We start from the raw sequence: 25177 nt of genomic DNA on the forward strand, positions 1-25177 counted from the left end.
GTCAGGCGCCCTTTCCCACGGTCTGGAGGGTCTCCGCCACCGCCCGTGGCAGCCACTGGCGGACGTGGCCGAAGGCGAAGCCGAGCCGGGTGGCCCGGGAGTTGTCCATGCCGTAGGAGCGGGTGAAGGCGTAGGGGGAGAGTTCACCCACCTCGACCTCGTGGAAGCGGGTCCTGCCGTCGGGCAGCTGGGCGGCCACCGCCGCGCACAGGTCCTCGGTCGTCAGCGTGCCGTGCGACGCCGCGTTGACCGGGCCCGTGAAGTCCTCGCCCACCGCCCAGAACAGGAAGTCGGCGATCTCCTCGACGTGGATGTACGTCGCCGGCTGGTTCACGGGGGGTACGGCGATCGCCTCGCCGGCCCGGACGCGGTCCACGTAGTGCCGCAGGCGGCCGGTGAAGTCGTCGTCCCCGCCCAGCACATGGGCCACCCGTATCGAGGTGTACGGGAAGCCGGGGTCCGCCGCGAGCACCGCCTCCGCCTGCCGCTTGCCCTCGCCGTAGTGCGTGTCGAGGAACTCCGGGTCCGTCCAGGGGAGTTCGAGGTCGACGGGGACGGTCGTCGGGTCGACGTCGGCCTCGCGGACGGGGGCGATGGAGTCCTCGTACTCGTACACCTCGACCGTCGAGGTCATCACGTGGCGTCGGGTGCGGCCCGTGAAGACGCGGCGGGCGATCGCCGCCTGGAGCGGGGTGTAGCAGACCTGGTCGACCACGACGTCGAAGGTGCGTGAACCGAGCGCTTCGTTCAGCGACTTCTCGTCATCGCGGTCGGCGACCAGATGAATCGCTCCGGGAGGGGGAGCGGAAGAGCCGCGATTGAGGACCGTGACCCGGTCGCCGGCGGCCAGCAGACGTGCGATCAGTCGCTTGCCGAAATAGCGGTTCCCGCCGATGACCAGTATCTCTCGTTCCTTTTTCATGACCATAATTCTCCCGGCGTACACGCACGTCCTGAAGGGGGAACCATGGGAGTTGAGGCCGCCGCACCGAAAGAAACGCGGTATCTGCGCGCCGCCGCCAACGAAACGTCGGTGGCCTTCGACGCGTTGGACCGGCAGATCCTGGAGCTCCTGCAGACCGACGGTCGGATCAAGCTCAGTGAGCTGGGCCGCAGGGTGCGTCTGAGTCCGGCGGCCGTCACCGAACGAGTCCGGCGGCTCGAAGCCGCGGGCGTGATCGGCGGCTACGGCGCCCGGGTCGACCCGGCCCGCCTCGGTTACGGCATCCAGGCGTTCATCCGGGTCAACCCGCACGGCGGCTACAACCTGAAGCACCCCAGGACCCTGGAGCTGATCGAGCGTCCCGAGATCACCGAGGTGCACCACGTGGTCGGCGAGGACTGCTGGATCCTCAAGGTCGCCGTCCGGGACACCGTCCACCTGGAGGAGGTCCTGGAGGCGGTCTCGGCCCTGGGCCGCACGACGACGTCGATCGTGCTCACCTCGCCGGTCGAGCGGAAACCGCTGTTGCCTTGACGTCGGCGTCAAGCCGTACGTTCGTAGGCATGCGAATCGGCGAGCTGGCCGCTCGGGCCGGGACCACGACCCGGACGCTGCGGTACTACGAGTCACGGGGGCTGCTGCCCGCACGCCGCGACGACCAGGGATACCGGTCGTACGACGAGCGCGACCTCAGGCTGCTGCAACAGATCAGGACGCTGCAGGACTTCGGGTTCGATCTGGAGGAGACGCGGCCCTTCGTGGAGTGTCTGCGGGCCGGGCACCCGGAGGGCGACTCCTGCCCCGCGTCCCTCGTGGTCTACCGGCGCAAGCTGGACGAACTGGATGCGCTGATCGGCGATCTGCGGGCGGTGCGGGAGCAGGTCGCCCAGCAGCTCACGCGGGCCGAGCGGGCGCGCGACGAGCTGGGCGCCGAGTCGCTGGTTCCGGGGGGTCCGGAACCTGGATGCGAACTGGGAGGGCAGGAGCTGTGATCAAGGCAGCCGGTGTGGCCGAGGTGACGGACGCGGACTTCGAGGCGGAGGTGATCGGGGCGCGGCTGCCGGTGCTGGTGGAGTTCACCGCCGACTGGTGCCCGCCGTGCCGGCAGATGGGTCCGGTGCTCAGTGCCCTAGCGCAGGAGGAGGGCGACCGGCTCAAGGTGGTCCAGCTGGACGTGGACACCAACCCGGAGACCACGAACGCGTACAAGGTGCTGTCGATGCCGACGTTCATGGTGTTCCGCGACGGCGAGCCCGTGAAGGCGATGGTGGGGGCGCGGCCCAGGCGCAAGCTCCTGGAGGAGCTGTCCGACGTGATGTGAAACCCCGGTGCCCCACAAGAAATCCCCCGAGCAATTGCGCTCGGGGGATTTCTCTGCGTATATTCAATGGTTCGCGACTTCAAGGAAAATGGAGTCGCAAAGAAGTTCAGTGAGCACAGTATATCCGGGCGGGAGTGGAATTGTCAAACACCGAATTGCCAGACGATGAAATGCGACGCGAGCAGGAATTCATCGACGGCCTGTACGCGCGCGTGGACGCGCTGCGCGGTGACACCGAGACCTCCGTCACGGACGCGCTCGCCCAGGGCCACACCCCCAGGCAGGCCAGGCTGGAGCGGGACATCCTCGTCGCCGAGCGCTCGGGGCTGCTCGCCGCGCTGAACGCGGTGGACGGCTCGCTCTGCTTCGGCCGGATCGACCTCACCACCGGCACCCATCACCACATCGGCCGGATCGGCCTGCGCACCGAGGACGCCGAGCGCACGCCGATCCTCATCGACTGGCGGGCCGACGTCGCCCGCCCCTTCTACCTGGCCACCGGCCACACCCCGATGGGTCTGCTCCGGCGCCGGCACATCACCACCGAGGGCCGCCGGGTGGCCGCCCTGCACGACGAGATCCTCGACCTCGGCGACGCCACCCGCACCGGCCACGAGGACCCGACCGGCGACGCGGTGCTGCTCTCCGCGCTCAACTCCGCCCGCACCGGCCGCATGAGCGACATCGTGCAGACCATCCAGGCCGAGCAGGACGAGATCATCCGCGCCCCCCACCGCGGGGTGCTGGTGGTGGAGGGCGGGCCGGGCACCGGCAAGACGGCGGTCGCCCTGCACCGGGCCGCGTACTTGTTGTACGAGCACCGTGAGCTGCTCGCCAAGCGGGCCGTCCTGATCGTCGGCCCCAACCCCGCCTTCCTCGGCTACATCGGCGAGGTGCTGCCCTCCCTCGGTGAGACGGGCGTGCTGCTCGCCACGGTCGGCGAGCTGTTCCCCGGCGTCAGGACGACGGCCACGGACACGCCCGAGGCGGCCGCCGTGAAGGGCCGCGCGGGGATGGCCGACGTGCTCGCCGCCGTCGTACGGGACCGGCAGGCGCTGCCCGATCCGGTGATCGCGATCGCGCACGACCGCGAGGTCCTGATGCTCGACGACGGCCTGGTGAGCGTCGCCCGAGAGCGCACGCGGGAGGCGAAGCTGCCGCACAACGCGGCCCGCGAGCACTTCGAGGGCCACATCCTCAACACGCTCACCGAGCTCTACGCCGAACGCGTCGGCACCGACCCCTATGACGGATCCAGCCTGCTGGACCCCAGCGACATCACCCAGATCCGCGACGAACTCGCCGAGAACCCGGAGGTCTGGTCCGCGGTCGACCAGCTGTGGCCGCGCCTGACCCCGCGGCGCCTGGTCGCCGACTTCCTCGCCGACCCCGAGGGGTACGTGAGCGAGGAGGACGCGGCCGCGATCCGCCGCCCGGTGACACGGGCGTGGACCGTGGCGGACGTACCGCTGCTCGACGAGGCGGCCGAACTGCTCGGGGAGGACGACCGCTTGGCGCGTGCGCGCGCCGAGCGCGAACGGGAAACCCAGATCGCCTACGCCCAGGGCGTCCTCGACGTCTCCTACGCCTCGCGGACCTACGAGTTCGACGACAAGCAGGACGACGACCCCGATGCCAGCGAGATCCTGTCCGCGCACGACATCATCGACGCCGAACGGTTCGCCGAGCGCCAGGAGGAGGACGACCACCGCAGCGCCGCCGAGCGCGCGGCGGCCGACCGGACCTGGGCGTTCGGGCACATCATCGTCGACGAGGCGCAGGAGCTGTCGCCGATGGCGTGGCGGCTGCTCATGCGGCGCAGCCCGACCCGCTCGATGACCCTGGTCGGCGACCCCGCGCAGACCGCGGAGGCGGCCGGTGTCGGCGCGTGGGCGGACATCCTCCAGCCGTACGTGGAGGACCGCTGGGAGCACACCCGCCTCGGTGTCAACTACCGCACCCCCGCCGAGATCATGGAGATCGCGGCGGCCGTGGTCCGCGCCGAGCACCCCGCGTTCGAACCGCCGAGTTCCGTGCGCTCCACGGGTGTACGGCCCTGGCTGCGCGCCACCGACGACCTGCCCGGCGCCGTCGCCAAGGCGGTCGAGGAGCTCACCCCCGCCGAGGGGCGGCTCGCCGTGATCGCCCCGCGCGACCTGCACCGTAAGCTCGCCGCACGCCTCGACGGAGTGACGGCGGGCGCGGAGCCCGACCTGACCCACGCGGTCGTCCTGCTGGACCCGCGCCAGTCGAAGGGCCTGGAGTTCGACTCGGTGCTCGTGGTCGAGCCCGGGCGGTACGGCACGAGCGACCTGTACGTGGCGCTGACCCGGGCCACCCAGCGGCTGGGGGTGCTGCACACGGGTTCGGTGCCGAATGCGCTGGCCAAGGCGTTCGCGTAGGGATCCGGATTCGTGTAGGAGCCGTAACAGTTCGTGACACGATCACTGCGTGTGCACGGTCGGTGCGGTAAGCGTTGCGGTATGGACGTGCACCCCCCCTTCGCCACCGCGCCGGCCGACAGCCCCACGCTCGCGTCGCTGCCCGTGGAACCGCTGCTCACCGCGGAGTTCGACAGCGATCCCGGCGCGGTGTACGCGCGGCTGCGGCACACCTACGGTCCGGTCGCGCCCGTCGGTTTCATGGGCGTGCCGGTGTGGCTGGCCCTCGGCTACCGCGAGGTCCTCGAAGTGCTCAGGAACGAGAGCCAGTGGCGGCGGGACATCCGCTACTGGCGGGAACGGGCGCAGGGACACCTGCCCGCCGACTGGCCGCTCCTCGCCGGGTACGAGGTACGGCAGACGATGTTCATGGACGAGGAGGAGCACCGGGCGGCGCGGCGCACGCACCACTCGGCGCTCAGCCCCTTCCAGGCCACGGCGAGCCCCGAGGGCTGGGAGCTGCGGGCGGCCGTCGAACGCTACGCCGACGAACTCGTCGCCCTGCTCGCCGCGGAGTCGGGCACCACCGGCTTCGCCGACCTCGGCGCGCAGTACACCCGGCCGCTGCTGCTGATGGTCACCACCCGGCTGTTCGGCTGCCCGGTCGAGCTCGGCGACGAACTGGTCATGGACCTGTGGCGGATGCTGGACGGCGGTCCCGACGCCGGGCCCGCCACGGCACGTGCGCTGGCGACGATGACCAGGCTCGCCGCGCACCGCAGGGCCCGCCCCGGCGACGACCTCACCTCGTACATGCTGCTCGCCGACCCGGACCTGAGCGACGAACAGCTCGGCCGGGAGCTGTTCATGAACGCCGTCTACCTCAACGACATCACCGGCAACATGGTCCTCAACACTCTTCTCGAGGTACTGCGCGGCAACGCCACCGTGCGGCGCAGCCTGTCCGCCGGGCAGCTCGGCGAGACGGTGAACCGGGCCGCGCTCGCCAACCCGCCCGTCGCCAACATGTGTTTCCGCTTCGCCGCGCGGGACGTCCGGCTCGGCGACTTCTGGGTCCGGGCCGGAGACATCGTCTCCCCGTCCGCGGCGGCCGCACACCAGGACCTGCTGGCCATCGGCTCCTCGCACATGATCGGCACCACCGTCAGCACCCGCGCCCACCTCGGCTGGGGCGCCGGACCCCACCAGTGCCCCAGCACCGCCCGCGAGTTGGGCACCCTCATCGTGACCACCGCGGTCGGCCGCGTCTTCGACCACTTCACCAAGGTCGAACTGACCCTCCCGCACGACCAGTTGCCCTGGCGCTCGGGCCCGGTGGTGCGGGGCCTGCGCCTGCTCCCGGTGCGCTACGAACTGGCGGCGACCGCCCCGTCCGCCCACCGACCGGTGCCGGCCCCCGCCGCCACCGACACACACGGCTGCGACGGCCACGCCAGGGGGCTGCTGGCGGCCCTGCGCAGACTGATGTTCGGCGGTAAGAGGGAGGGCTGACGCGCCTTCAGGCAGGGTGAGACCGGCTCGATGTTGGTGCAAAGACCCCCAAATTACGGTAATGGGCCGCGGTGTTCACGCGGTCGCGGTACGAAGGCCGACGGCCGTACGCCGTCGGCCCGCCGGTCGCGGATGTCCTGATCCGTCCCCCGGGGCAAATGGGGCGAGCGGGGATCAGATCTCCCCGGACGGGCACGTGGTACCCACGGCCGCAGGAGCCCGCTTTACCTAAAGGGTCGGCCAGGAGAGGCAGGCGCACTCTCTTGACGTGCGCAAGTAAGGGCCAGTTAAGGTCCGTCCGCTTTTGAACTTCTTATGACCCCCGGGTGGGGACTCTGTGAGGTCGGAGGGGGCGGCGGGGATGAGTGTGTCCGGAAGACGGCGGCACGCCGGAAGAACGCTGATCGGAGTGATCACGGCAGCGGTCGTGGCGGGAGCGGTGCCCGCGTTGGGCACCGCGGTCCCCGCGCACGCCGCGCCCCGCTCGGCCCCCGTCGCGGGGCCACAGGCACCGAAGACCGCGACGACGCTGTCCGCCGCCGAGCACGCGGCCACCGCGGGCGGCGCCGATGTCGAGGTCACCTCGCTGCGCACCGAGTCGAGCGAGGTGTACGCCACCCCCGACGGCCAGGTGGAGGCCGTGCAGCACCTCAAGCCCGTCCGCACCCGCGTCGACGGGCAGTGGAAGGCGATCGACAACACGCTGGCCAAGCAGCCAGACGGTTCGGTGGCCCCGCACGCGGCCGCCGTCGGGATGACCTTCTCCGGCGGCGGAAAGACCCCACTGGTCACCCTGGAGCGGACCGGCCGGAAGCTGGCGTACTCCTGGCCGACCCCGCTGCCGGTCCCGGCGCTCGACGGGGACACGGCCACCTACGCCGATGTGCTGCCGGGCGTGGACCTGAAGATGCGGGCCACCACGGACGGCTTCTCCGAGGTGCTCGTGGTCAACACCTCGCAGGCGGCGAAGAACCCGGCGCTCGCCGAGCTGAAGCTGGGCGTCGACTCCCCGGGTCTCGACCTGCGCGCCACGTCTTCCGGCGGACTGGAGGCGGTCGACGAGACCGCGGGCGGTGTGGTCTTCCAGGCGCCCACACCCCTGATGTGGGACTCCGGCACCCGGCAGGCCACGGCGGCCGCGGGCGCGAAGAGCCGGACGGCGGCGGCACAGACCGACAGCACGCCGTCCACCGCCACTGCCTCCCCGACCGCTCCCGCTCCCGAGCGGAGCGGCCCGAAGGGCCCCGGTGACGCCGCGAGGGTCGCCCCCCTCGGCGTCGACGTCGCCGCGGGCGGCGGCGAGCTGCGACTCACCCCGAACCACGGGCTGTTGACGGGCACCGACACCACGTTCCCGGTCTACATCGACCCGCAGACCTCCACCCCGAAGGCGGGGGAGTGGACCATGGTCTCGCACTACTGGTCGTCCTCCCCGCAGTGGCGGTTCAACGGCGACTCGGACGCCGGCGTCGGCTACTGCGGCTGGGACTACTGCGCCCCGCACGACATCAAGCGGCTCTTCTTCAAGTTCCCGACCTCGAAATTCTCGGGGAAGTCGATCCTGAGCGCGACGTTCGTGGGGCACGAGACATGGTCCGGCTCCTGCGACACCCGCACGGTCCAGCTGTGGCGCACGAAGTCCTTCGATTCGGGCACCACCTGGGACAGCTCCGACGACAACTGGCTCGACCACCTCGACTCCCGGGACGTCGCCAAGGGCGCCAGCGCCTCGTGCCCCAGCGGAGACGTGGAGTTCGACGCCACCGCCGGCGTGAAGTACGCGGCCTCGCACGACTCGGCGTACACCTCCTTCGGACTGAAGGCGGCCGACGAGGGTGACGCGTACGGCTGGAAGCGGTTCTCCGACGACGCCTACCTGCGGGTGAAGTACAACCAGCCGCCCAAGCAGCTCACCATGAGCCAGCTGACGATGGACCCGGGCAGCACCTGCCACAAGCCCGAGAGCAAGGTCTCGATCCGTTCCCTGCCCAAGCTCATGGCCAACAACGTCACCGACCCCGACGGCGACCAGGTCAGCGTGCAGTACCAGGTGTGGTGGGACTCCGGCAGCGGCTTCCAGGCCCAGTGGACCTCGGCCAAACTGACGCCCCGCGCCTCCGGCAAGGACTTCAGCATCACGCTGACCGAGACCCTCTCCAACGGCAAGAAGATCCCGCAGAACAAGACCATCGCCTGGTACGCCCGGGCCGTCGACTACGACGAGGGCACCTACTACAGCTACTCGCCCTGGTCGGGGTCCGGTTCGGCGACGGGCTGCTACTTCATGTGGGACACCACCGTGCCCGTCGGGCCCACCGTCACCTCCGGCGACTACCCGGCCAAGGACGACAGCGACCCCGACGACCCCGTCTACGACGGAGTGGGCCGCTACGGCACCTTCACCGTCGACTCGCCCGACCCGGACGTCGTGAAGTACTGGTACGGCGTCAACGAGGACGCCTCCTCGGCCAACGAGGTCACCACCACCGGCGGCGCGGCCCGCACGGTGAGCTTCCGTCCGACCCGCTCGGGCACCAACTTCCTCAACGTGCAGGCCGTCGACTCGGCAGGCCGGGTCAGCGAGCCCACCACCTACGGCTTCCGGGTGAAGCAGGGGCAGCCGACCCGCGCCGAGTGGAAGCTGGACGAGGCGTCCGGCGCCACCCAGGCCGAGGGCAGCGCCGAACCGCGCACCGTGGACCTCAAGGGCAGTCCGACCCTGGGCGTGACGGGCAAGAAGGGCACCGCGGCCTCCTTCGACGGCGTCGACGACTACCTGGTGTCGGACATCCCGACCGTGGACACCTCGTTCAGCTTCTCCGTCGCGGCCTGGGTCAAGCTCGACCGGATGCCCGACACGGCGGCCGTGATCGCCGCGCAGCCCGGCAACAACGCCCCCGGCTTCGAGCTGTACTACTCCAAGACCTACGACCGCTGGGCGTTCAACCAGTACAGCGCCGACACCGCCTCGGCCACTCCGGTGCGCGCCATGCAGTCGGCCGCCGGCGGCGTCACCGCGGGCCAGTGGGTGCACCTCGTGGGCACCTACAGCACCTCGAACAACGTGCTGTCCCTCTACGTCAACGGAGCGCTGGCCGGGACCACGACGTACTCCACCCCGTGGGACGCCCGGCGCGGTCTGCAGATCGGCGCCGGCTCCTACAACGGGGCACCCGGCTCCTTCTTCCCCGGCACGATCGACGACGTCCGCATCTTCGAGAAGCCCCTGTCGGCGAACGAGGTCAGCGGCCTCTACACCAGCGGCGCCATCGGCAGCGGCCGCCCGGCCCGCGCGGTCTTCCCGCTGGACGAGCCGGCCACCGACGCCGACGGTGCCCCGACCACGCAGGTCACCGGCCGCGCCGACGTCAACCCCCAGGTGCTCCAGAACGGGGCGAACCTGGGCAGGGCGGGCCGCGAGGGCACCGCGCTGACTCTGGACGGCGTGGACGACTACGCCACCACCTCCGGTCCGCACCTCAACAACCAGCGCAGCTTCTCCGTGGGGGCCTGGGCGAAGCTGCCCACCACCAAGCCCACCCACGCCGGTGTCATCGCCGGCCAGGAGGGCAGCGTGATGCCGGGCTTCGAGCTGTACTACTCGGCCACCTACGGCTGGACGTTCGACCAGTTCACGCAGGACACCACCAGCGGCACCCCCATCCGCGCCACCCAGGGCGCCGCCTCCCTGGCCCCGGGCGGCGAGTGGACGTACGTCGTCGGCTCCTACGACGCCGTCAGCGACGACCTACGGCTGTACGTGCAGGGCAAGTGGGTGGCGACCAGCACGGTCAGCGCCCCCTTCTACGCGGGCGGCCCGGTGATGATCGGGGCCAGCCGGTTCAGCGGCAGCCCCGGCAGCTTCTTCACCGGCCAGATCTCGGACGTGCAGTTGTACGACCGGGCCCTGTCCGCCCCGGAGATCGCCGCGATGTTCGACAGCCAGGCCACGGTCGAGGGCCGCTGGAAGCTGGACAGCGCCTCGGGCAGCCCGGCCACCTCCCCGGACGACCTGGTGCGCGACGACCACACCGCGCACCCGCTGACCCTGGGCGGCGGAGCCGCCGTCGACACCACCAGCTTCAGCAACATGGTCGGCGGCGGTGACCTGACCCTCAACGGCACCAGCACCGGCTACGCCTCCACCAGCGTCTCGCCCGTCGACACCAGCAAGAGCTTCACGGTGTCCGCCTGGGTGACCGCGCCCAGCCGTCCGACCAAGGCGGTCACCGTGCTGAGCATGGCCGGCACCACCACCAACGGCTTCGCGGTGCGCTACGTGCCGGACACCACCGACCCGGCGAACGCCGGCCGCTGGCAACTGGTCATGGCCAACGCCGACAGCTCCACCGCGACCACGGCCACCGCCGAGCACACCAACTTCCAGAACAACACCTCCTGGAACCACATCGCCGTCGTCTACGACGCCTTCATCGGCCGGATGACCCTCTACGTCGACGGCCAGCCACAGGTCAGGCCCTGCCTGGACAGCGACGACGACGGCGTGCCCGACGACCCGAACTGCGCCGAGCAGGTCTCCTGGAACACCTCGGTCCTGCCCTTCGCGGCGGCCAAGGGCCTCCAACTCGGCCGGCTCAAGACGGGCGCGAGCACCTGGGGCGAGTACTGGAGCGGCGCCATCGACGACGTCTGGGTCCTCCAGGGCGCGGCGAGCGACAGCCAGATCGCCTCCCTCGCGGGCGGCGCCGACCTGGACACCACGGCAGGCCCCTGACCGGGGCTCGTCCCCACGCCCCCCACCGCACACCCGTCACGGGTGGGCCGCTTCGGCGGCCCACTCCCCGACAGTCACGCCGCTCGGCCCTGCGACGACGCACGGCTCGCGCGCACACGAACAACCTCCAGGACACGAGGAATGAGGGCGGAGCGATCGTGATGAGAGCACGGATGTGGGGCACGGGCGGCCTGTGGCGCCGCGTCGCCCTCCTCGTCCCGGCCGTCCTGGTGGGCTCGATCCTCCAGGTCACGGCCGCACCCCTGGCCGAGGCCGGCGACCGGCCCCACGTGCCCGCGGCCGAGAAGCCCCTGGCCGGACACGGCCTGACCCCGCGCCGCCGGACGAGCGACGGCGAGCCACGGGTGCCGAAGGCCGCCCCCCGCCACGCCTGGGCCGAGGCGGGCTCGGCCACGGTCACCCTCAAGCCCGGGCCCAGGGCGGCCACCGTGCACGCGGGCGGCCTGCCGGTGTCCCTGATCACCCCGAAGACCGGCGGCACCTCGAAGGCCAAGGCGGGCAAGCACACCCCCCTGTCCGGCCCGGCCACCGTCCGCGTCCTCGACCAGAAGACCGCGCGCCGCGCCGGCGTCGACGGCCTGCTGTTCTCCCTCGCGCCGCAGCCCGGAGCCAAGGGGAGCACGGTCGGCGTCCGCATCGACTACGCGAAGTTCGCGCAGGCCTACGGCGGTTCCTACGGCGCCCGGCTCAAGCTCGTCCGGCTGCCCGCCTGCGCCGCGACCCGCCCCACGGACCCGATGTGCGCCACGGCGACACCCCTCGCCTCGGACAACGACACCGCCACCCGGACCCTCACCGCCTCCGCGGTGACCATGTCCGCCCAGAGCGCCGAGCCCCGGAGCACGGCGACCGAGGGCACCGCCACGCCCATGCTGATGGCGGCCACCACCGGCTCCTCCAGCGACCACGGCGACTACACGGCGAGCCAGCTCTCCGCCTCCTCCGCCTGGCAGACCAACCTCAACACCGGCGACTTCTCCTGGTCCTACGACATGCCGGTGCCCGGCGTCCCCGGCGCGTTCGCCCCGAAGGTGTCCCTCGCGTACTCCTCGGGCGGCATCGACGGCCGTACCGCGAACACCAACAACCAGGCCTCCTGGGCGGGCGACGGCTTCAGCCTGTGGCCCGGCTCCATCGAGCGCAGCTACAAGAGCTGCGCCGACGACGGGGTGCAGAACGCCGACGGCAGCAAGCCCGGTGACGTGTGCTGGGCCTACGACAACGCGAGCCTGTCGTTCAACGGGCACTCCGGCGAGCTGATCGCGACCGGCACCGACAGCTTCCGCATCAAGGGCGACGACGGCACCAAGGTCGACCGCCTCTACGGCTCCGGCACCAACGTCCGGGCCAACGGCGCCCACAACGACGAGTACTGGCGGGTCACCACCACCGACGGCACCCGCTACTACTTCGGCTACAACCGGCTCACGGGCTGGGCCTCCGGCGACCCGGAGACCAACTCGACGTGGACCGTGCCGGTGTTCGGCGACGACAGCGGCGAACCGTGCCACGCCGCCGCGTTCGCCGACTCGTGGTGCCAGCAGGCCTGGCGGTGGAACCTCGACTACGCGGTCGACACCCACGGCAACACCATCGCGTACTACTACAACAAGGAGACCAACTACTACGCCCGCGACCTGAAGCCGGCCGACGAGACGGTCTACGACCGGGGCGGCTACCTCGACCGTATCGAGTACGGGCTGCGCAGCTCCTCCAACTACTCCGCCAAGGCCCTGGCGCGGGTCCGCTTCACCTCCGCCGAACGCTGCCTGCCGGAGACCGGCGTCACCTGCGACCCCGCCACGATCGACGACAAGTCGTTCTACTGGTACGACACCCCGTGGGACCTCAACTGCAAGTCCGGCGAGGACTGCACCAAGTCGTACTCACCGAGCTTCTGGACCCGCAAACGCCTGACCGGAGTCACCACCGAGACCCTCCAGTCCGGCGGCACGTACGCTGCCGTCGACAACTGGACGCTGGCCCACCGTTGGGGCACCTCGGACATCGACTACCAGCTGCTGCTCGACTCCCTCCAGCACACCGGCAAGTCGGCGAGCCCCGAGATCCCGCTGCCGAAGGTCACCTTCGACTACGACCAGCGCGCCAACCGCCTCGACGTCAGCGGCGACGACACCTCGCCCTTCATCAAGGAACGCCTCTCCGGCGTCTCCGACGAGTCCGGCGGAGAACTGGCCGTGGAGTACTCCACCGCCCCCTGCGACGCCTCGAACCTGCCGACCCCGCAGACGAACACGACCCGCTGCTTCCCGGTGTACTTCACCAAGGAAGGCGACGCGGACCCCAGCCTGCAGTGGTTCAACAAGTACGTCGTCGACTCCGTCACCCAGATCGACCGTACCCAGTCCTCCCCGGAGATGGTCACCCGCTACAGCTACCTCGACGGGGCGGCCTGGCACTACGACGACGATGACGGGCTGACCAAGGAGAAGTACAAGACCTGGTCCACCTGGCGTGGCTACGCCCACGTCCGGGTGCAGACCGGCGGCCAGGACCCGGTCGGCATGAAGTCGCAGACCGACCACTACTTCCTGCGCGGCATGGACGGCGACCGCGCCGGCCCGTCCGGCGGCACCAAGTCGGTGTCCGTCTCCGACGACAACGGCGGCACCATCACCGACGACGACTCCGTCTCGGGCTTCGAGTACAAGACGGAGAACTACAGCGGACCGGGCGGAAACGTCCTGGAGAAGTCCGTCAGCACGCCCTGGCACCACCAGACGGCCTCCCGCGTGCGCACCTGGGGCACCACCACCGCCGACCTGACCGGCACCGCCTCCACCCGCACCTGGACCTCCCTCGACGACGGGGCGGGCGCGAGCTGGCGCACCACGTACAAGACCAACACCTTCGAGAACACCGCCGGACGCGTCGTCCAGAGCGACGACTTCGGCGACGAGACCACCTCGGCCGACAACCAGTGCACCCGCACCACCTACGTCGACAACACCAGCGCCTGGATCCTCACCAAGCCGTCCCGTTCGGAGACCGTCGCGGTCAAGTGCGCCGACACCCCCGACCGCTCCAAGGACGTCGTCTCCGACGTCCGCTCCGCCTACGACGGCCAGGACTACGGCGTCGCCCCCACCAAGGGTGACGCCACCCGGACCGCGTCCCTGCAGAGCGACGACGGGACGACCGCCACCTACCTGGAGGCGGGCGCGACCCTCGACACCTACGGCCGCCAGCTCACCGCCACCGACATCACCGCCACCGTCAAGGCGACCGAGACCACCGCACCGGTGCGTACGGCCCGTACCGACGGCCACACCACCACCACGGCCTACACGCCCACGACCGGCTTCCCCACCAGCTCCACGGTCACCACTCCACCGGCCACCGCGAGCGACTCCACCACGGCCCAGACCACCACCACGACCTACGACGCCCTCCGTGGCGCGCCGGTCGCCGTCGTGGACCCCAACAGCAAGCGCACCGACACCACCTACGACGCGCTGGGCCGCTCGTTGAAGGTGTGGCTGCCCAATCGCTCCAAGGCCAACGGTGACACCCCGAACTACGAGTTCTCCTACACCCTCACCGACGGCAAGCCCCCCGCGATCGGCACCACCACCCTGTACGGCACCGGCCGCAGGACCTCGTACACGCTCTACGACGGCTTCCTGCGCCGGCGCCAGACCCAGGCCCCCGGCCCGGACGGCGGCCGACTGGTCAGCGACACCTTCTACGACGAGCGCGGCCTGACCACCAAGGCCTTCGCCCCGTACTACAACACCAGCGCCCCGTCGTCCGACCTGCTGGTCCCGGACAACGCGCTGTCCGTGGAGACGCAGACCTGGAACACGTACGACGGCATGGGCCGGATCACGCAGTCGCAGCAGGTCGCGGGCAACGGCGACCACGGCACGGTGCTGGCCACGACGACCACCGCCTACGGCGGCGACCGCACCACCGTCACCCCGCCCCAGGGAGCGACCCCCACCACCAAGGTGACGGACGCCCGCGGCAACACCACCGAGCTGTGGCAGTACCACGGCGCCACCCCCACCGGCACGCCCGACAAGACGCTCTACGCCTACAACCCGGCGGGCAAGCTCACCAGGCTCACCGACCCGGCCGGCAACGTCTGGACGTACCAGTACGACCAGCGCGGCAACGAGACCCAGGCGACCGACCCGGACAAGGGCACCACCACCTCGAAGTACGACGACCTCGGGCAGCTGACCTACACCCTCGACGCCAACCAGAAGAAGATCACCCACGTCTACGACGGCCTCGGCAGGGAGACCGAGACCCACGACGGCGACGTCTCAGGACCGCTGATGACCAAGCACGTCTGGGACCCGAGCGGCTTCAAGGGCCAGTTGGCCTCCACCACCCGCTACGTCGGCGGCGCGAGCGGCAGCGCCTACACCACCACCTTCAGCCTCTACGACACCCTCTACCGTGCGCACCGCACCACCGTCACCATCCCCTCCTCCGAAGGGGTGCTGGCGGGCTCCTACCAGACGAACATCCAGTACAACGTGGACGGCACGGTCCAGTCGACGAGCTACCCGGCCGGGGGCGGCCTCGCCGCCGAGACGATCACCCCGGCGTACGACGACGCGCTGCGGGTGAAGACCATCGGCGCGAGCAGCGGCGCCACCTACCTCACCAACACCGCCTACAGCTACACCGGCAAGCCGCTCCAGTTCACGTACCAGGCGACCGGCGGGAACAAGACGGACGTCACCAACACCTACGAGTGGGGCACGCAGCGGCTGCACAACTCCAGCGTCAACCGCGACGGCGTCTCCGGCACCGACAAGTCGGCCACCTACTCCTACGACGAGGCCGGCAGCATCACCGCCGTCTCGGACGTCTCCCGGGACGGCACCGACAACCAGTGCTACACCTACGACTACCTGGGCCGGCTGGCCGAGGCCTGGGCGCAGAACACCACCACCTGCGCGACCGGCCCGTCGGCCTCGGTGCTGGGTGGACCCGCCCCGTACTGGCAGTCGTACACCTACGACCTCAGCGGCAACCGCCGCACCGAGACCCAGCACGACACCACCGGTGACACCACCAAGGACGTCAAGCGCACCTACGGCTACCCGGCCGCGGGCGGCACGCGTCCGCACGCGCTGACCCAGGTCGACACCACCGGACCCAACGGCGTCTCCCAGGACACCTACACCTACGACAACGCGGGCAACACCCACACCCGCACCGTCGGCGGCGACCAGCAGACCCTCACCTGGGACGCCGAGGGGCACCTCACCCAGGTCACCAAGCCCGACGGCAGCGGCGGCACCGCCACCACGTCCTACGTCTACGACGCCGACGGCAACCGCCTGATCACCCGCACCGACGCCGACACCACGCTGTACCTCGGCGACACCGAGCTCACGCTGGTCAAGAACGCTTCCGCGGCCAAGGCCACCCGCTACTACGACCTCGGCGGCGGCAACCAGGCCGTACGCACCAGCGACAACAAGCTCTCCTTCCTGATCGGCGACCAGAACGGCACCTCCCAGCTCGCCGTCGACGCGGCGAACGCCACGCTCCAGCAGCGCCGCTCCACGCCGTTCGGCACGGCGAGGGGCACGTCACCCACCAGTTGGCCGGGCGACAAGGGCTACGTCGGCGGCACCCAGGACGCCACCACGGGCCTGGTCCACCTGGGCGCGCGCGACTACGACCCGACCACCGGCCACTTCCTGTCCGTCGACCCCGTACTGGACCCGACGGATCCCCAGCAGCTCAACGCCTACGCCTACGCCAACAGCAGCCCGGTCACGTTCAGCGACCCGAGCGGGCTCTACTACTGCCGCAACGGCCGCTCCGACAACTGCGACGTCCACGGCAACCCCCGCGGTGACGGCGCGTGGTGCCCCAGCTACGACGACCCCTACTGCGGCGACCGGCCCATCGACCGCGGCGGCAGCGGCGGTGGCGGCGGTGGCGGCGGTCACCACACGAGCGCCAGCTCCGGCGTCAGCAAGGACCAGAAGAAGAAGATCAAGAAGATCTACAACTACTTCTTCAATCCCAACCAGTGCTTCGGCAACCCCGTGGACCCGAACCCGAAGTTCGACGCCTGCTACACACAGGCGGAGATCGACGCCGACAAGCAACTCGGAAAGGAACTGCTCTCCGCACTGGGCGACATGACCGTCCTGGTGCCGTGGGTGCGCTGTGTCCGAGGAAACCAGGACGAGTGCGACGTGCTCGGGGAGGCCATCTCCACCTTTGACGCGGGAGCGGTCGAGGTGGGATCCGCGCGATTCATCAGAACCGTCGCCAGGGACGTCAAGCGATTCTGCAGCTTCACGCCGACGACCGAAGTCCTGATGGCGGACGGGAAGAAGAAACGCATCGCGGACGTACGCCCCGGCGACGAGGTCGAGGCGGCCGATCCCAGGAACGGCAGACATGTCGGCAAGCGCCGGGTGACGGCCAGGATCGACCATTCCGACACCGACCTCGTGGATCTGCTGGTCCGCGAAGGAAAGGGCCGTACCTCGGTCGTCCACACCACGGCCAACCATCCCTTCTGGAACGACTCGGCCCACGCGTGGCAGCGCGCCGGCGAACTCCGGCGAGGCAGCGTCCTCGTGACCGACACCGGTCGGCACCTGCGGGTGGAGCGCACCGCGGAGCGCCTCGACACCGCGCGGATGTACAACCTCACGGTGGAGGACCTCCACAGCTACTACGTGCTGGCCGGCGAGGCCCCCGTCCTGGTGCACAACTGCGACGGCGTGGTCGACTGGGTCACCGAGGGCAGGCGCATGGGGGCGGCACAGGACTTCGAGGACGGTGCCTACGGCGCCCGGTCGCGGGTCTCCACTCAGAAGCGCGAGGTTCCCGCCCTCGACTTCATCACCCTCGACGGCGACACCAAGCAGGTCAAGTTCGACGGGTTCGACGAGGACAACGGAGTCCTGATCGACCGCAAGTACGGCAGCGTGGTCACCACGACCAAGGTGCAGAACGCCGTGCAGAACCAGTCTCTCGCACTTGAACAGAACGGTTTCCGCGGCTTGTGGGAAGTGACGAACCAGCGCTCCTACAATAAGGCGGTCCGTATGTTCTCCCGGCTGGGTGTCGACAACATCGACGTGAGGATCGTGACGCCATGAGTTATCGCGCAATCGTCAAAGCCCTGGTGGATCTGACCGTCTCCATCGATCTGACCGACGAGGACACGGTGGATTCCGATTTCGCCACCGCGGCCTTCGGTGACGTGGCCGTCACTCTTCGCACCATGCCGGAGGATATCCGCGAAGAATTCCTGCGCATCGTGCGCGAGTTGGCCGATGAGGAGGAGATCCCGGAAAGGCGCGAGCTGCTTCGCGAATTCCCCGAACACTTCGACCTCCTGGACGAGGACGACGAGGACGACGAGGACGACGAGTGACGACGACGAGGAGGCCGAGCAGGGACAGTGATCCGGCACGACATCTTCGCGGACAAGGTGAGGAGGACCCTGGCCGGTGCTGCAGCAGCATTTCCGAGGAGTCACCGTGGCGTTCGAGTACGGCGTTCTGGGCCGGTCCGGCGGCCGGTCCGCCCTGGCCGCACTGGAGCAGCTGCTGGATTTCATCGAGGCGGAGGACACGGACGTCTCCCGCGGCGAGATCACGCCGGGGGACGGCTGGGCGGCCACCGACGTCCGGATCCGCCGTCCGGGCGAGCAGGAGCTGGAACAGTACGTGCAGGTGAGCGTGGGCGGCGAGATCCCTCAGCTCTACGTCGAGCTCGCCACCGCCACGTCGAGCGAGATCGACGTCACGGGCGTGGACCTGATGCTGAACACCACCCTCAGCAAAGTCACCGACCCTGTGGTGAACGACCTCATCCAGGCCTACGCCCTGCCGGAGTGGAACGGAATCCTGTGGGACGAGACGTCCGGGTTCCACCTGCCGTGACGGCAGGCGTCCGGGTTCTCCCTCGCGGGGGCGGACCCGGACGCCTCGTCGTCCCGGCTCAGGCCGGGCGCAGCCAGAGCGTTGCCAGTGGGGGCAGGGTCAGGCGGATGCTCGCCGGGCGGCCGTGCCATCCGGCCGCCTCCGGCTTGATCGCGTCGGGGTTGGTGACGTCGCCGCCGCCGTAGCGGGCGGCGTCGGTGTTGAGGACCTCCAGCCAGGCCGGGACGTCGTCGGGGACGCCGAGGCGGTAGTCGGGGCGGGCCACGGGGGAGAAGTTGCTGACGGCGAGGAGGGGGGTGCCGTCGGCGTCGTGGCGCAGGAAGGCGAACACGTTGTCGTCGGCGGCGTCACCGACGATCCAGCCGAAGCCGGAGGGGTCGGTGTCGCGCTCCCACAGGGCGGGGGTGTGACGGTAGACGGCGTTGAGGTCGCGGACGAGGTCCCTGACCCCGCGGTGGTCGGCCTCCGCGCCGTACGCGGGATCCAGCAGCCACCAGTCGGGGCCGTGGGCCTCCGACCACTCGGCGCCCTGCGCGAACTCCTGCCCCATGAAGAGCAGTTGCTTGCCGGGGTGGGCCCACATGAAGCCCAGGTACGCCCGGTGGTCGGCGCGCTGCTGCCACCAGTCGCCGGGCATCTTCGACACCAGGGCGCGCTTGCCGTGGACGACCTCGTCGTGGGAGATCGGCAGGACGTAGTTCTCGCTGTACGCGTACACCATCGAGAAGGTCATCTCGTGGTGGTGGTACTTGCGGTGCACCGGCTCGTGGCTCATGTACTGGAGCGAGTCGTGCATCCAGCCCATGTTCCACTTCAGACCGAACCCGAGGCCCCCGAAGCCGCTCGGGCCCTGGTGGTGTGTGGCCCGGGTGACACCGTCCCAGGCGGTCGACTCCTCCGCGATGGTCACCACACCCGGCGCCCGCCGGTACACGGTGGCGTTCATCTCCTGGAGGAAGGCGACCGCGTCCAGGTTCTCCCGGCCGCCGTGCTCGTTCGGCGACCACTGGCCCGCCTCGCGCGAGTAGTCGAGGTACAGCATCGAGGCGACCGCGTCCACGCGCAGGCCGTCGATGTGGAACTCCTCGCACCAGTACACCGCGTTGGCGACCAGGAAGTTGCGCACCTCGCGACGGCCGAAGTCGAACTCCAGGGTGCCCCAGTCGGGGTGCGCGGCGCGCAGCGGGTCCTCGTGCTCGTACAGGGGACGTCCGTCGAACTCGGCGAGCGCCCAGTCGTCGCGCGGGAAGTGCGCCGGCACCCAGTCCATCAGGACGCCGATGCCCGCCCGGTGCAGCGCGTCCACCAGGTACTTGAAGTCGTCGGGGGTGCCCAGCCGGGCCGTCGGCGCGTAGAAGCCGGTGACCTGGTAGCCCCAGGAGCCGCCGAAGGGGTGCTCGGCGACCGGCATCAGCTCGACGTGTGTGAAGCCGAGGTCCTTGACGTAGGCGGGGAGCTGCTCAGCGAGTTGACGATACGTCAGTCCAGGGCGCCAGGACGCGAGATGCACCTCGTACACCGAGAACGGGCCCTCGTGCGCGGGGCGTTCTGCACGGTGCGCGAGCCACTCCTCGTCGGCCCACTCGTGGTGCGAGGCGTGCACGATCGACGCCGTCTCCGGCGGGTTCTGGGTGCGGCGTGCGAGCGGGTCGGCGCGCAGGGTCTTCGTGCCGTCCGGCCGGGTGATCTCGAACTTGTACTGCTCGCCCTCGCCGATGCCCGGCACGAACAGCTCCCAGACGCCGGAGCCGCCCAGCGAGCGCATCGGGAACCCGGTGCCGTCCCAGTAGTTGAAGGTGCCGGCCACCCGCACGCCCCGGGCGTTCGGCGCCCACACCGTGAAACGGGTGCCGGTCACGCCCTGGTGGGTCATCGGCTCCGCGCCCAGCGCCCGCCACAGTTCCTCGTGCCGGCCCTCGCCGATGAGATGCAGGTCCAGCTCGCCCAGCGCGGGCAGGAAGCCGTACGCGTCCTCGGTGTCCTGGACCGTCCCCTCGTAGGTGACGAGGAGGCGGTACGGCGGGACCTCGGTCAGGGGGAGCAGGCCCGAGAAGAAGCCGTCCCCGTCGTCGTGCAGCTCGGCGCGCACGTCACCGGCGACGACGGTGACGGCCAGCGCGTACGGACGGAAGGCCCGGAACACCACTCCGCCGGCGACCGGGTGCGCGCCGAGCACGGAGTGGGGGGCGTGGTGCGTGCCGTCGAGCAGCCGGTCGCGGTCGCCGCCGTCGAGGGCGGGGGAGAGCGCCACGGGCCGGTCGCGGACCGGCTCGTCCTGCGGCGACGCCTGCTGGGGGATGAGCTTCTTGGCCGGTGCCTTCTTGGCCGGTGCTTTCTTGGCGACGGCCTTCTTCGTCACGGCCTTCTTTGCTGCGGCCTTCGTCGTCACGGCCTTCTTTGCTGCGGCCTTCGTCGTCACGGCCTTCTCGGCGACCGCCTTCTTAGCAACCGCCTTCTTCACGACCGTCTTCTTGGCCACGGTCTGCTTGGTCACGGCCTTCTTCGCCGGCGCCGTCTTCTTCGCGGCCGTCTCCTTGGCCGCGGCCTTCTTCGCGACCGTCTTCTTCGCCGCCGCCGTCTTCTCGCCTGTCGCCGCCTTCTTCGCTGCCGCCGTCTTCTTCGTGGTGCTCTTCTTCTGTTTCGGTACAGACGCCGACTGCTCGGTGCTCTTCTCCTCGGCCGTCTTCTCGGCCGTCTTCTTCGGGTGCGGACCGCTGGACGGGGGACTGGGGGTCACGGACAGTGCCTCCTGGGCGAAGGTGAAGTCAGGTCAGGACAGGTCGGGTGAGGCGAGGCGGCGTATCGCGGACAGGGGGACCGCGAGCCAGTCGGGGCGGTGACGGGCCTCGTAGACCACCTCGTAGACCGCCTTGTCGGTCTCGTAGGCCCGCAGCAGCACCGGGTCGGTGCGCGGGTCGACGCCGCTGACGTCGGCGTATCCGGAGCAGTACGCCGCCTTGCACGCCTCGGCCCAGCCGGGCGCCGGCGGGTCGGCCGAGTGGGCGGCGTAGTCGAAGGAGCGCAGCATGCCGGCGACGTCCCGCACCGCCGGCTGCGGCATCCGCCGTTCGGCCAGCGGCCGGGCCGGCTCCCCCTCGAAGTCGATCAGCGACCACTGACCGGAGGCCGCCCGCAGGCACTGCCCGAGATGCAGGTCGCCGTGAATGCGCTGGGCGGTCCAGGCGTGGCCCTCGCCGGCGAGGTCGGCCAGCGCCTCGAAGGCGGAGTACAGCCCCGGCACGTACGGGCGCAGCGCGGGCACCGCCTGCGCGGCCGCGTCCAGGCGTTCCACCATGCCGTCGACCAGCGGCTGGAGCTGGGCCTGCCCCAGGGTGACCGTGGGCAGCGCGCGGGCGAGGGCCGTGTGCACCTCGGCGGTGGCCCGCCCGAGCGCCCTGGCCTCCCCGGCGAAGTCCTCGCCCTTGGCCAGCTCGCGCAGCGCCAGCTCCCAGCCGTCCGCCGCACCCTGCACGAACGGCTGGAGCACGCCCAGGACGTACGAATCACCGGCGAGCTCCGCGTGCATCCACGCTGTGGGCGCGGGCACCCGCGGGCAGCCCTCGCGCGCCAGCGCCAGCGGCAGCTCGAGGTCGGGATTGACGCCGGGCACGACCCGGCGCAACAGCTTCAGGATGAACGTATCTCCGTATACGACCGACGTGTTGGACTGTTCGGAGGTCACCATGCGGGGCACCAGGCCGGCCCGGATCTCCCGGTCCGGGGCATGGTCGAAACGCAGGCCGCCGATACGGGCCTGGGTGCGCAGTGCCTCCAGGAGCACCTCGGCGGGCCGCAGGTCGTACAGGGCGTCGTACACCGTTCCTCCGGCGAGCGGTCCGTCCTCGACATGACCGATCAGCGCAGGCGCCAGCCGGGGCGGCAGCGCCTCGCGCACGCCTATGAGGAGCTGGTAGCAGTCACCGGGTTGGGCGGGGGCGCCCAGCGTGGGTGGCTGATGGGCGCGTACGAGCAGGTGGTACAGGCCGAGGCGGGCGCCGGTCGGCAGCAGCTCGGTGGCCGCCACCAGCGTGAACCCGGTGACCGGACGGCCCTTGCCCGCGAACCAGCGCTGGCGCGGGAGCCACTCCCGCAAGAGCGGATCCAGTGACGCGAGGAGACCGGGAGTTGTCTTGCTGGAACGTGTGACAGTGTCCGCCATGGCGTCACGTCCTTTCCCCGGGGGCGGTCGGGGTGCTACTGATGCGTGCCCCGGGTGGGACAGCGGAAACCGCCCCACCCGGCCCTTCTACGCGGCGTCCCTGCGGAGCCGCAGCCAGTAGAAGCCGTGGCCCGCCATGGTCAGCAGGTACGGCAGTTCGCCGATCGCGGGGAAGCGCACCCCGCCGAACAGCTCGACCGGATGGCGTCCGTTGAACCTGCTCAGGTCCAGCTCCGTGGGTTGGGCGAACCGGGAGAAGTTGTTCACGCACAGCACCAGGTCGTCCTCGTACTCGCGCAGGAACGCGAGGACCGCCGGGTTCGACGACTGCAACTCGGTGTAGGAGCCGAGCCCGAAGGCAGGATTCTGCTTGCGGATCTCGATCATGCGGCGGGTCCAGTGCAGCAGCGACGAGGGCGACGACATCGACGCCTCGACGTTGGTGACCTGGAAGCCGTAGACGGGGTCCATGATGGTGGGCAGGGACAGCCGGCCGGGGTCACAGGACGAAAAACCCGCGTTGCGATCCGGTGTCCACTGCATCGGCGTGCGCACCGCGTCGCGGTCGCCGAGCCAGATGTTGTCGCCCATGCCGATCTCGTCGCCGTAGTAGAGGATCGGCGAGCCGGGCAGGGAGAGCAGCAGGGCGGTGAACAGCTCGATCTGGTTGCGGTCGTTGTCCAGAAGAGGTGCCAGCCGCCTCCGGATGCCGATGTTGGCGCGCATCCGCGGGTCCTTGGCGTACTCCGCGTACATGTAGTCGCGCTCTTCGTCGGTGACCATCTCGAGCGTGAGCTCGTCGTGGTTGCGCAGGAAGATGCCCCACTGACAGCTCGAGGGGATGGCCGGGGTCTTGGCGAGGATTTCCGAGACCGGGTAGCGCGACTCGCGGCGCACGGCCATGAAGATGCGGGGCATGACGGGGAAGTGGAACGCCATGTGGCACTCGTCGCCGCCGGAGGAGTAGTCGCCGAAGTAGTCGACGACGTCCTCGGGCCACTGGTTGGCCTCCGCCAGCAGCACCGTGTCCGGGTAGTGGGCGTCGATCTCCTTGCGCACCCGCTTGAGGAACTCGTGCGTGGCCGGGAGGTTCTCGCAGTTGGTGCCCTCCTGCTGGTACAGGTACGGCACCGCGTCCAGCCGGAAGCCGTCGATGCCGAGGTCCAGCCAGAAGCGCAGCGCGGAGATCATCTCCTCCTGCACGGCCGGGTTCTCGTAGTTGAGGTCCGGCTGGTGGGAGAAGAACCGGTGCCAGAAGTACTGCCCCCGCACCGGGTCGAAGGTCCAGTTGGAGGCCTCGGTGTCGACGAAGATGATCCGCGCGTCCTTGAACTGCTTGTCGTCGTCGGCCCAGACGTAGTAGTCGCCGTACGGGCCGTCGGGGTCCCTTCTCGACTCCTGGAACCACGGGTGCTGGTCGCTGGTGTGGTTCATGACGAAGTCGATGATGACGCGCATGCCGCGCTGGTGGGCGGCGTCGACGAACTCCACGAAGTCGGCGAGGTCGCCGAACTCGGGCAGGACGGCCGTGTAGTCGGAGACGTCGTAGCCGCCGTCACGCAGCGGCGACTTGAAGAAGGGCGGCAGCCAGAGGCAGTCGACGCCGAGCCACTGGAGGTAGTCCAGCTTGGCGGTGATGCCCTTGAGGTCGCCGACTCCGTCGCCGTTGCTGTCCTGGAAGGAGCGGACGAGGACCTCGTAGAAGACGGCACGCTTGAACCAGTCCGGGTCCCGGTCCTTGGCGGGCGTGTCCTCGAAGGTGTCCGGGACGGGCTCGTTGACGATCATGTTGTGGGTGACCCTCCGATCTGCGGGGTGGACGGTCGCAGAACCGAGAAGACGTGCGCCGGCCGGTCACCCGGTTCGAGACGCACGTAGTTGGCCCTGCCCCAGTGATAGGTCTCGCCGGTGAGCTCGTCGCGCACCGGCACCGACTCGTGCCATTCCAGGCCGAGTTGCGGCATGTCCAACGAGACCGTGGCCTCCTGGGTGTGGTGAGGGTCGAGGTTGGCGACCACCAGAACCGTGTTCGAACCCTTTCGTTTCGAATACGCGATCACCGCTTCCTTGTCCGTGGGGTGGAAGTGGAGATCACGCAGCTGGCGCAGGGCCGGGTGGTCGCGTCGGATGGTGTTGAGCCTGGTGATGAGGGGGGCGATGGTGCGGTTCTCGCGGGCGGCGGTGTCCCAGTCGCGGGGGCGCAG

14 protein-coding genes are annotated in these 25177 nt (G+C 70.1%); 9 read left to right on the forward strand and 5 right to left on the reverse strand.

The features are described 5' to 3' along the window. Nucleotide 1: 1 nt before the first annotated feature. Nucleotides 2-922, reverse strand: coding sequence for an NAD-dependent epimerase/dehydratase family protein (locus tag ACFYWX_RS30455; RefSeq protein ID WP_389427489.1), 921 nt, complete (start codon nucleotides 920-922; stop codon nucleotides 2-4). Between the two features lie 45 nt (nucleotides 923-967). Here ACFYWX_RS30455 and ACFYWX_RS30460 point away from each other — a divergent pair, with 45 nt between their 5' ends. The 9 genes from ACFYWX_RS30460 (at nucleotide 968) to ACFYWX_RS30500 (ending at nucleotide 18814) form a co-directional block, all read left to right on the forward strand. After that, nucleotides 968-1477 (forward strand): Lrp/AsnC family transcriptional regulator, encoded by a 510-nt coding sequence (locus tag ACFYWX_RS30460; protein WP_389427491.1) that lies wholly within the window; start codon nucleotides 968-970, stop codon nucleotides 1475-1477. Nucleotides 1478-1506: 29 nt separating this feature from the next. Continuing rightward, the gene (locus tag ACFYWX_RS30465; protein WP_389427493.1) at nucleotides 1507-1935 is read left to right on the forward strand and encodes a MerR family transcriptional regulator; all 429 of its coding nucleotides are present in this window, start codon (nucleotides 1507-1509) and stop codon (nucleotides 1933-1935) included. Next, on the forward strand, nucleotides 1908-2264 hold the full coding sequence (locus ACFYWX_RS30470; RefSeq protein WP_389427495.1) for a thioredoxin family protein: 357 nt from the start codon (nucleotides 1908-1910) through the stop codon (nucleotides 2262-2264). The genes ACFYWX_RS30465 and ACFYWX_RS30470 overlap by 28 nt, the downstream gene beginning before the upstream one ends. 170 nt (nucleotides 2265-2434) lie before the next feature. After that, the gene (locus ACFYWX_RS30475) at nucleotides 2435-4666 is read left to right on the forward strand and encodes a HelD family protein (RefSeq protein WP_389427497.1); all 2232 of its coding nucleotides are present in this window, start codon (nucleotides 2435-2437) and stop codon (nucleotides 4664-4666) included. Nucleotides 4667-4747: 81 nt separating this feature from the next. Next, the gene (locus tag ACFYWX_RS30480; protein WP_389427499.1) at nucleotides 4748-6157 is read left to right on the forward strand and encodes a cytochrome; all 1410 of its coding nucleotides are present in this window, start codon (nucleotides 4748-4750) and stop codon (nucleotides 6155-6157) included. A gap of 409 nt (nucleotides 6158-6566) precedes the next feature. Continuing rightward, a complete protein-coding gene (locus ACFYWX_RS30485; RefSeq protein WP_389427501.1) occupies nucleotides 6567-10892 on the forward strand; it encodes a LamG-like jellyroll fold domain-containing protein in 4326 nt (1441 codons plus the stop codon). A 161-nt stretch (nucleotides 10893-11053) separates the two neighbouring features. Next, the gene (locus ACFYWX_RS30490; RefSeq protein WP_389427503.1) at nucleotides 11054-18025 is read left to right on the forward strand and encodes a polymorphic toxin-type HINT domain-containing protein; all 6972 of its coding nucleotides are present in this window, start codon (nucleotides 11054-11056) and stop codon (nucleotides 18023-18025) included. Nucleotides 18026-18051: 26 nt separating this feature from the next. Further along, on the forward strand, nucleotides 18052-18303 hold the full coding sequence (locus ACFYWX_RS30495; RefSeq protein WP_389427505.1) for a hypothetical protein: 252 nt from the start codon (nucleotides 18052-18054) through the stop codon (nucleotides 18301-18303). 106 nt (nucleotides 18304-18409) lie between these two features. Continuing rightward, the gene (locus ACFYWX_RS30500; protein ID WP_389427507.1) at nucleotides 18410-18814 is read left to right on the forward strand and encodes a hypothetical protein; all 405 of its coding nucleotides are present in this window, start codon (nucleotides 18410-18412) and stop codon (nucleotides 18812-18814) included. A 58-nt stretch (nucleotides 18815-18872) separates the two neighbouring features. Here ACFYWX_RS30500 and glgB read toward each other — a convergent pair whose 3' ends face one another. From glgB to ACFYWX_RS30520, 4 genes are all read right to left on the reverse strand, one after another. Further along, nucleotides 18873-21551 (reverse strand): 1,4-alpha-glucan branching enzyme, encoded by a 2679-nt coding sequence (gene glgB, locus ACFYWX_RS30505; RefSeq protein WP_389427509.1) that lies wholly within the window; start codon nucleotides 21549-21551, stop codon nucleotides 18873-18875. Nucleotides 21552-21584: 33 nt separating this feature from the next. Further along, complete coding sequence (locus ACFYWX_RS30510; protein ID WP_389427511.1) at nucleotides 21585-22973, reverse strand: maltokinase; 1389 nt, start codon at nucleotides 22971-22973, stop codon at nucleotides 21585-21587. A gap of 87 nt (nucleotides 22974-23060) precedes the next feature. Further along, entirely contained in the window at nucleotides 23061-24761 is a 1701-nt protein-coding gene (gene treS, locus ACFYWX_RS30515) for a maltose alpha-D-glucosyltransferase (RefSeq protein ID WP_389427513.1), read from the reverse strand. Then, nucleotides 24758-25177, reverse strand: a 420-nt coding sequence (locus ACFYWX_RS30520) for a DUF3459 domain-containing protein (protein ID WP_389427515.1), incomplete at its 5' end; no start/stop codon positions are given. The genes ACFYWX_RS30520 and treS, both read right to left, overlap by 4 nt.

The organism is Streptomyces sp. NPDC002888, from assembly GCF_042888465.1.
Taxonomy (GTDB): Bacteria; Actinomycetota; Actinomycetes; order Streptomycetales; family Streptomycetaceae; genus Streptomyces.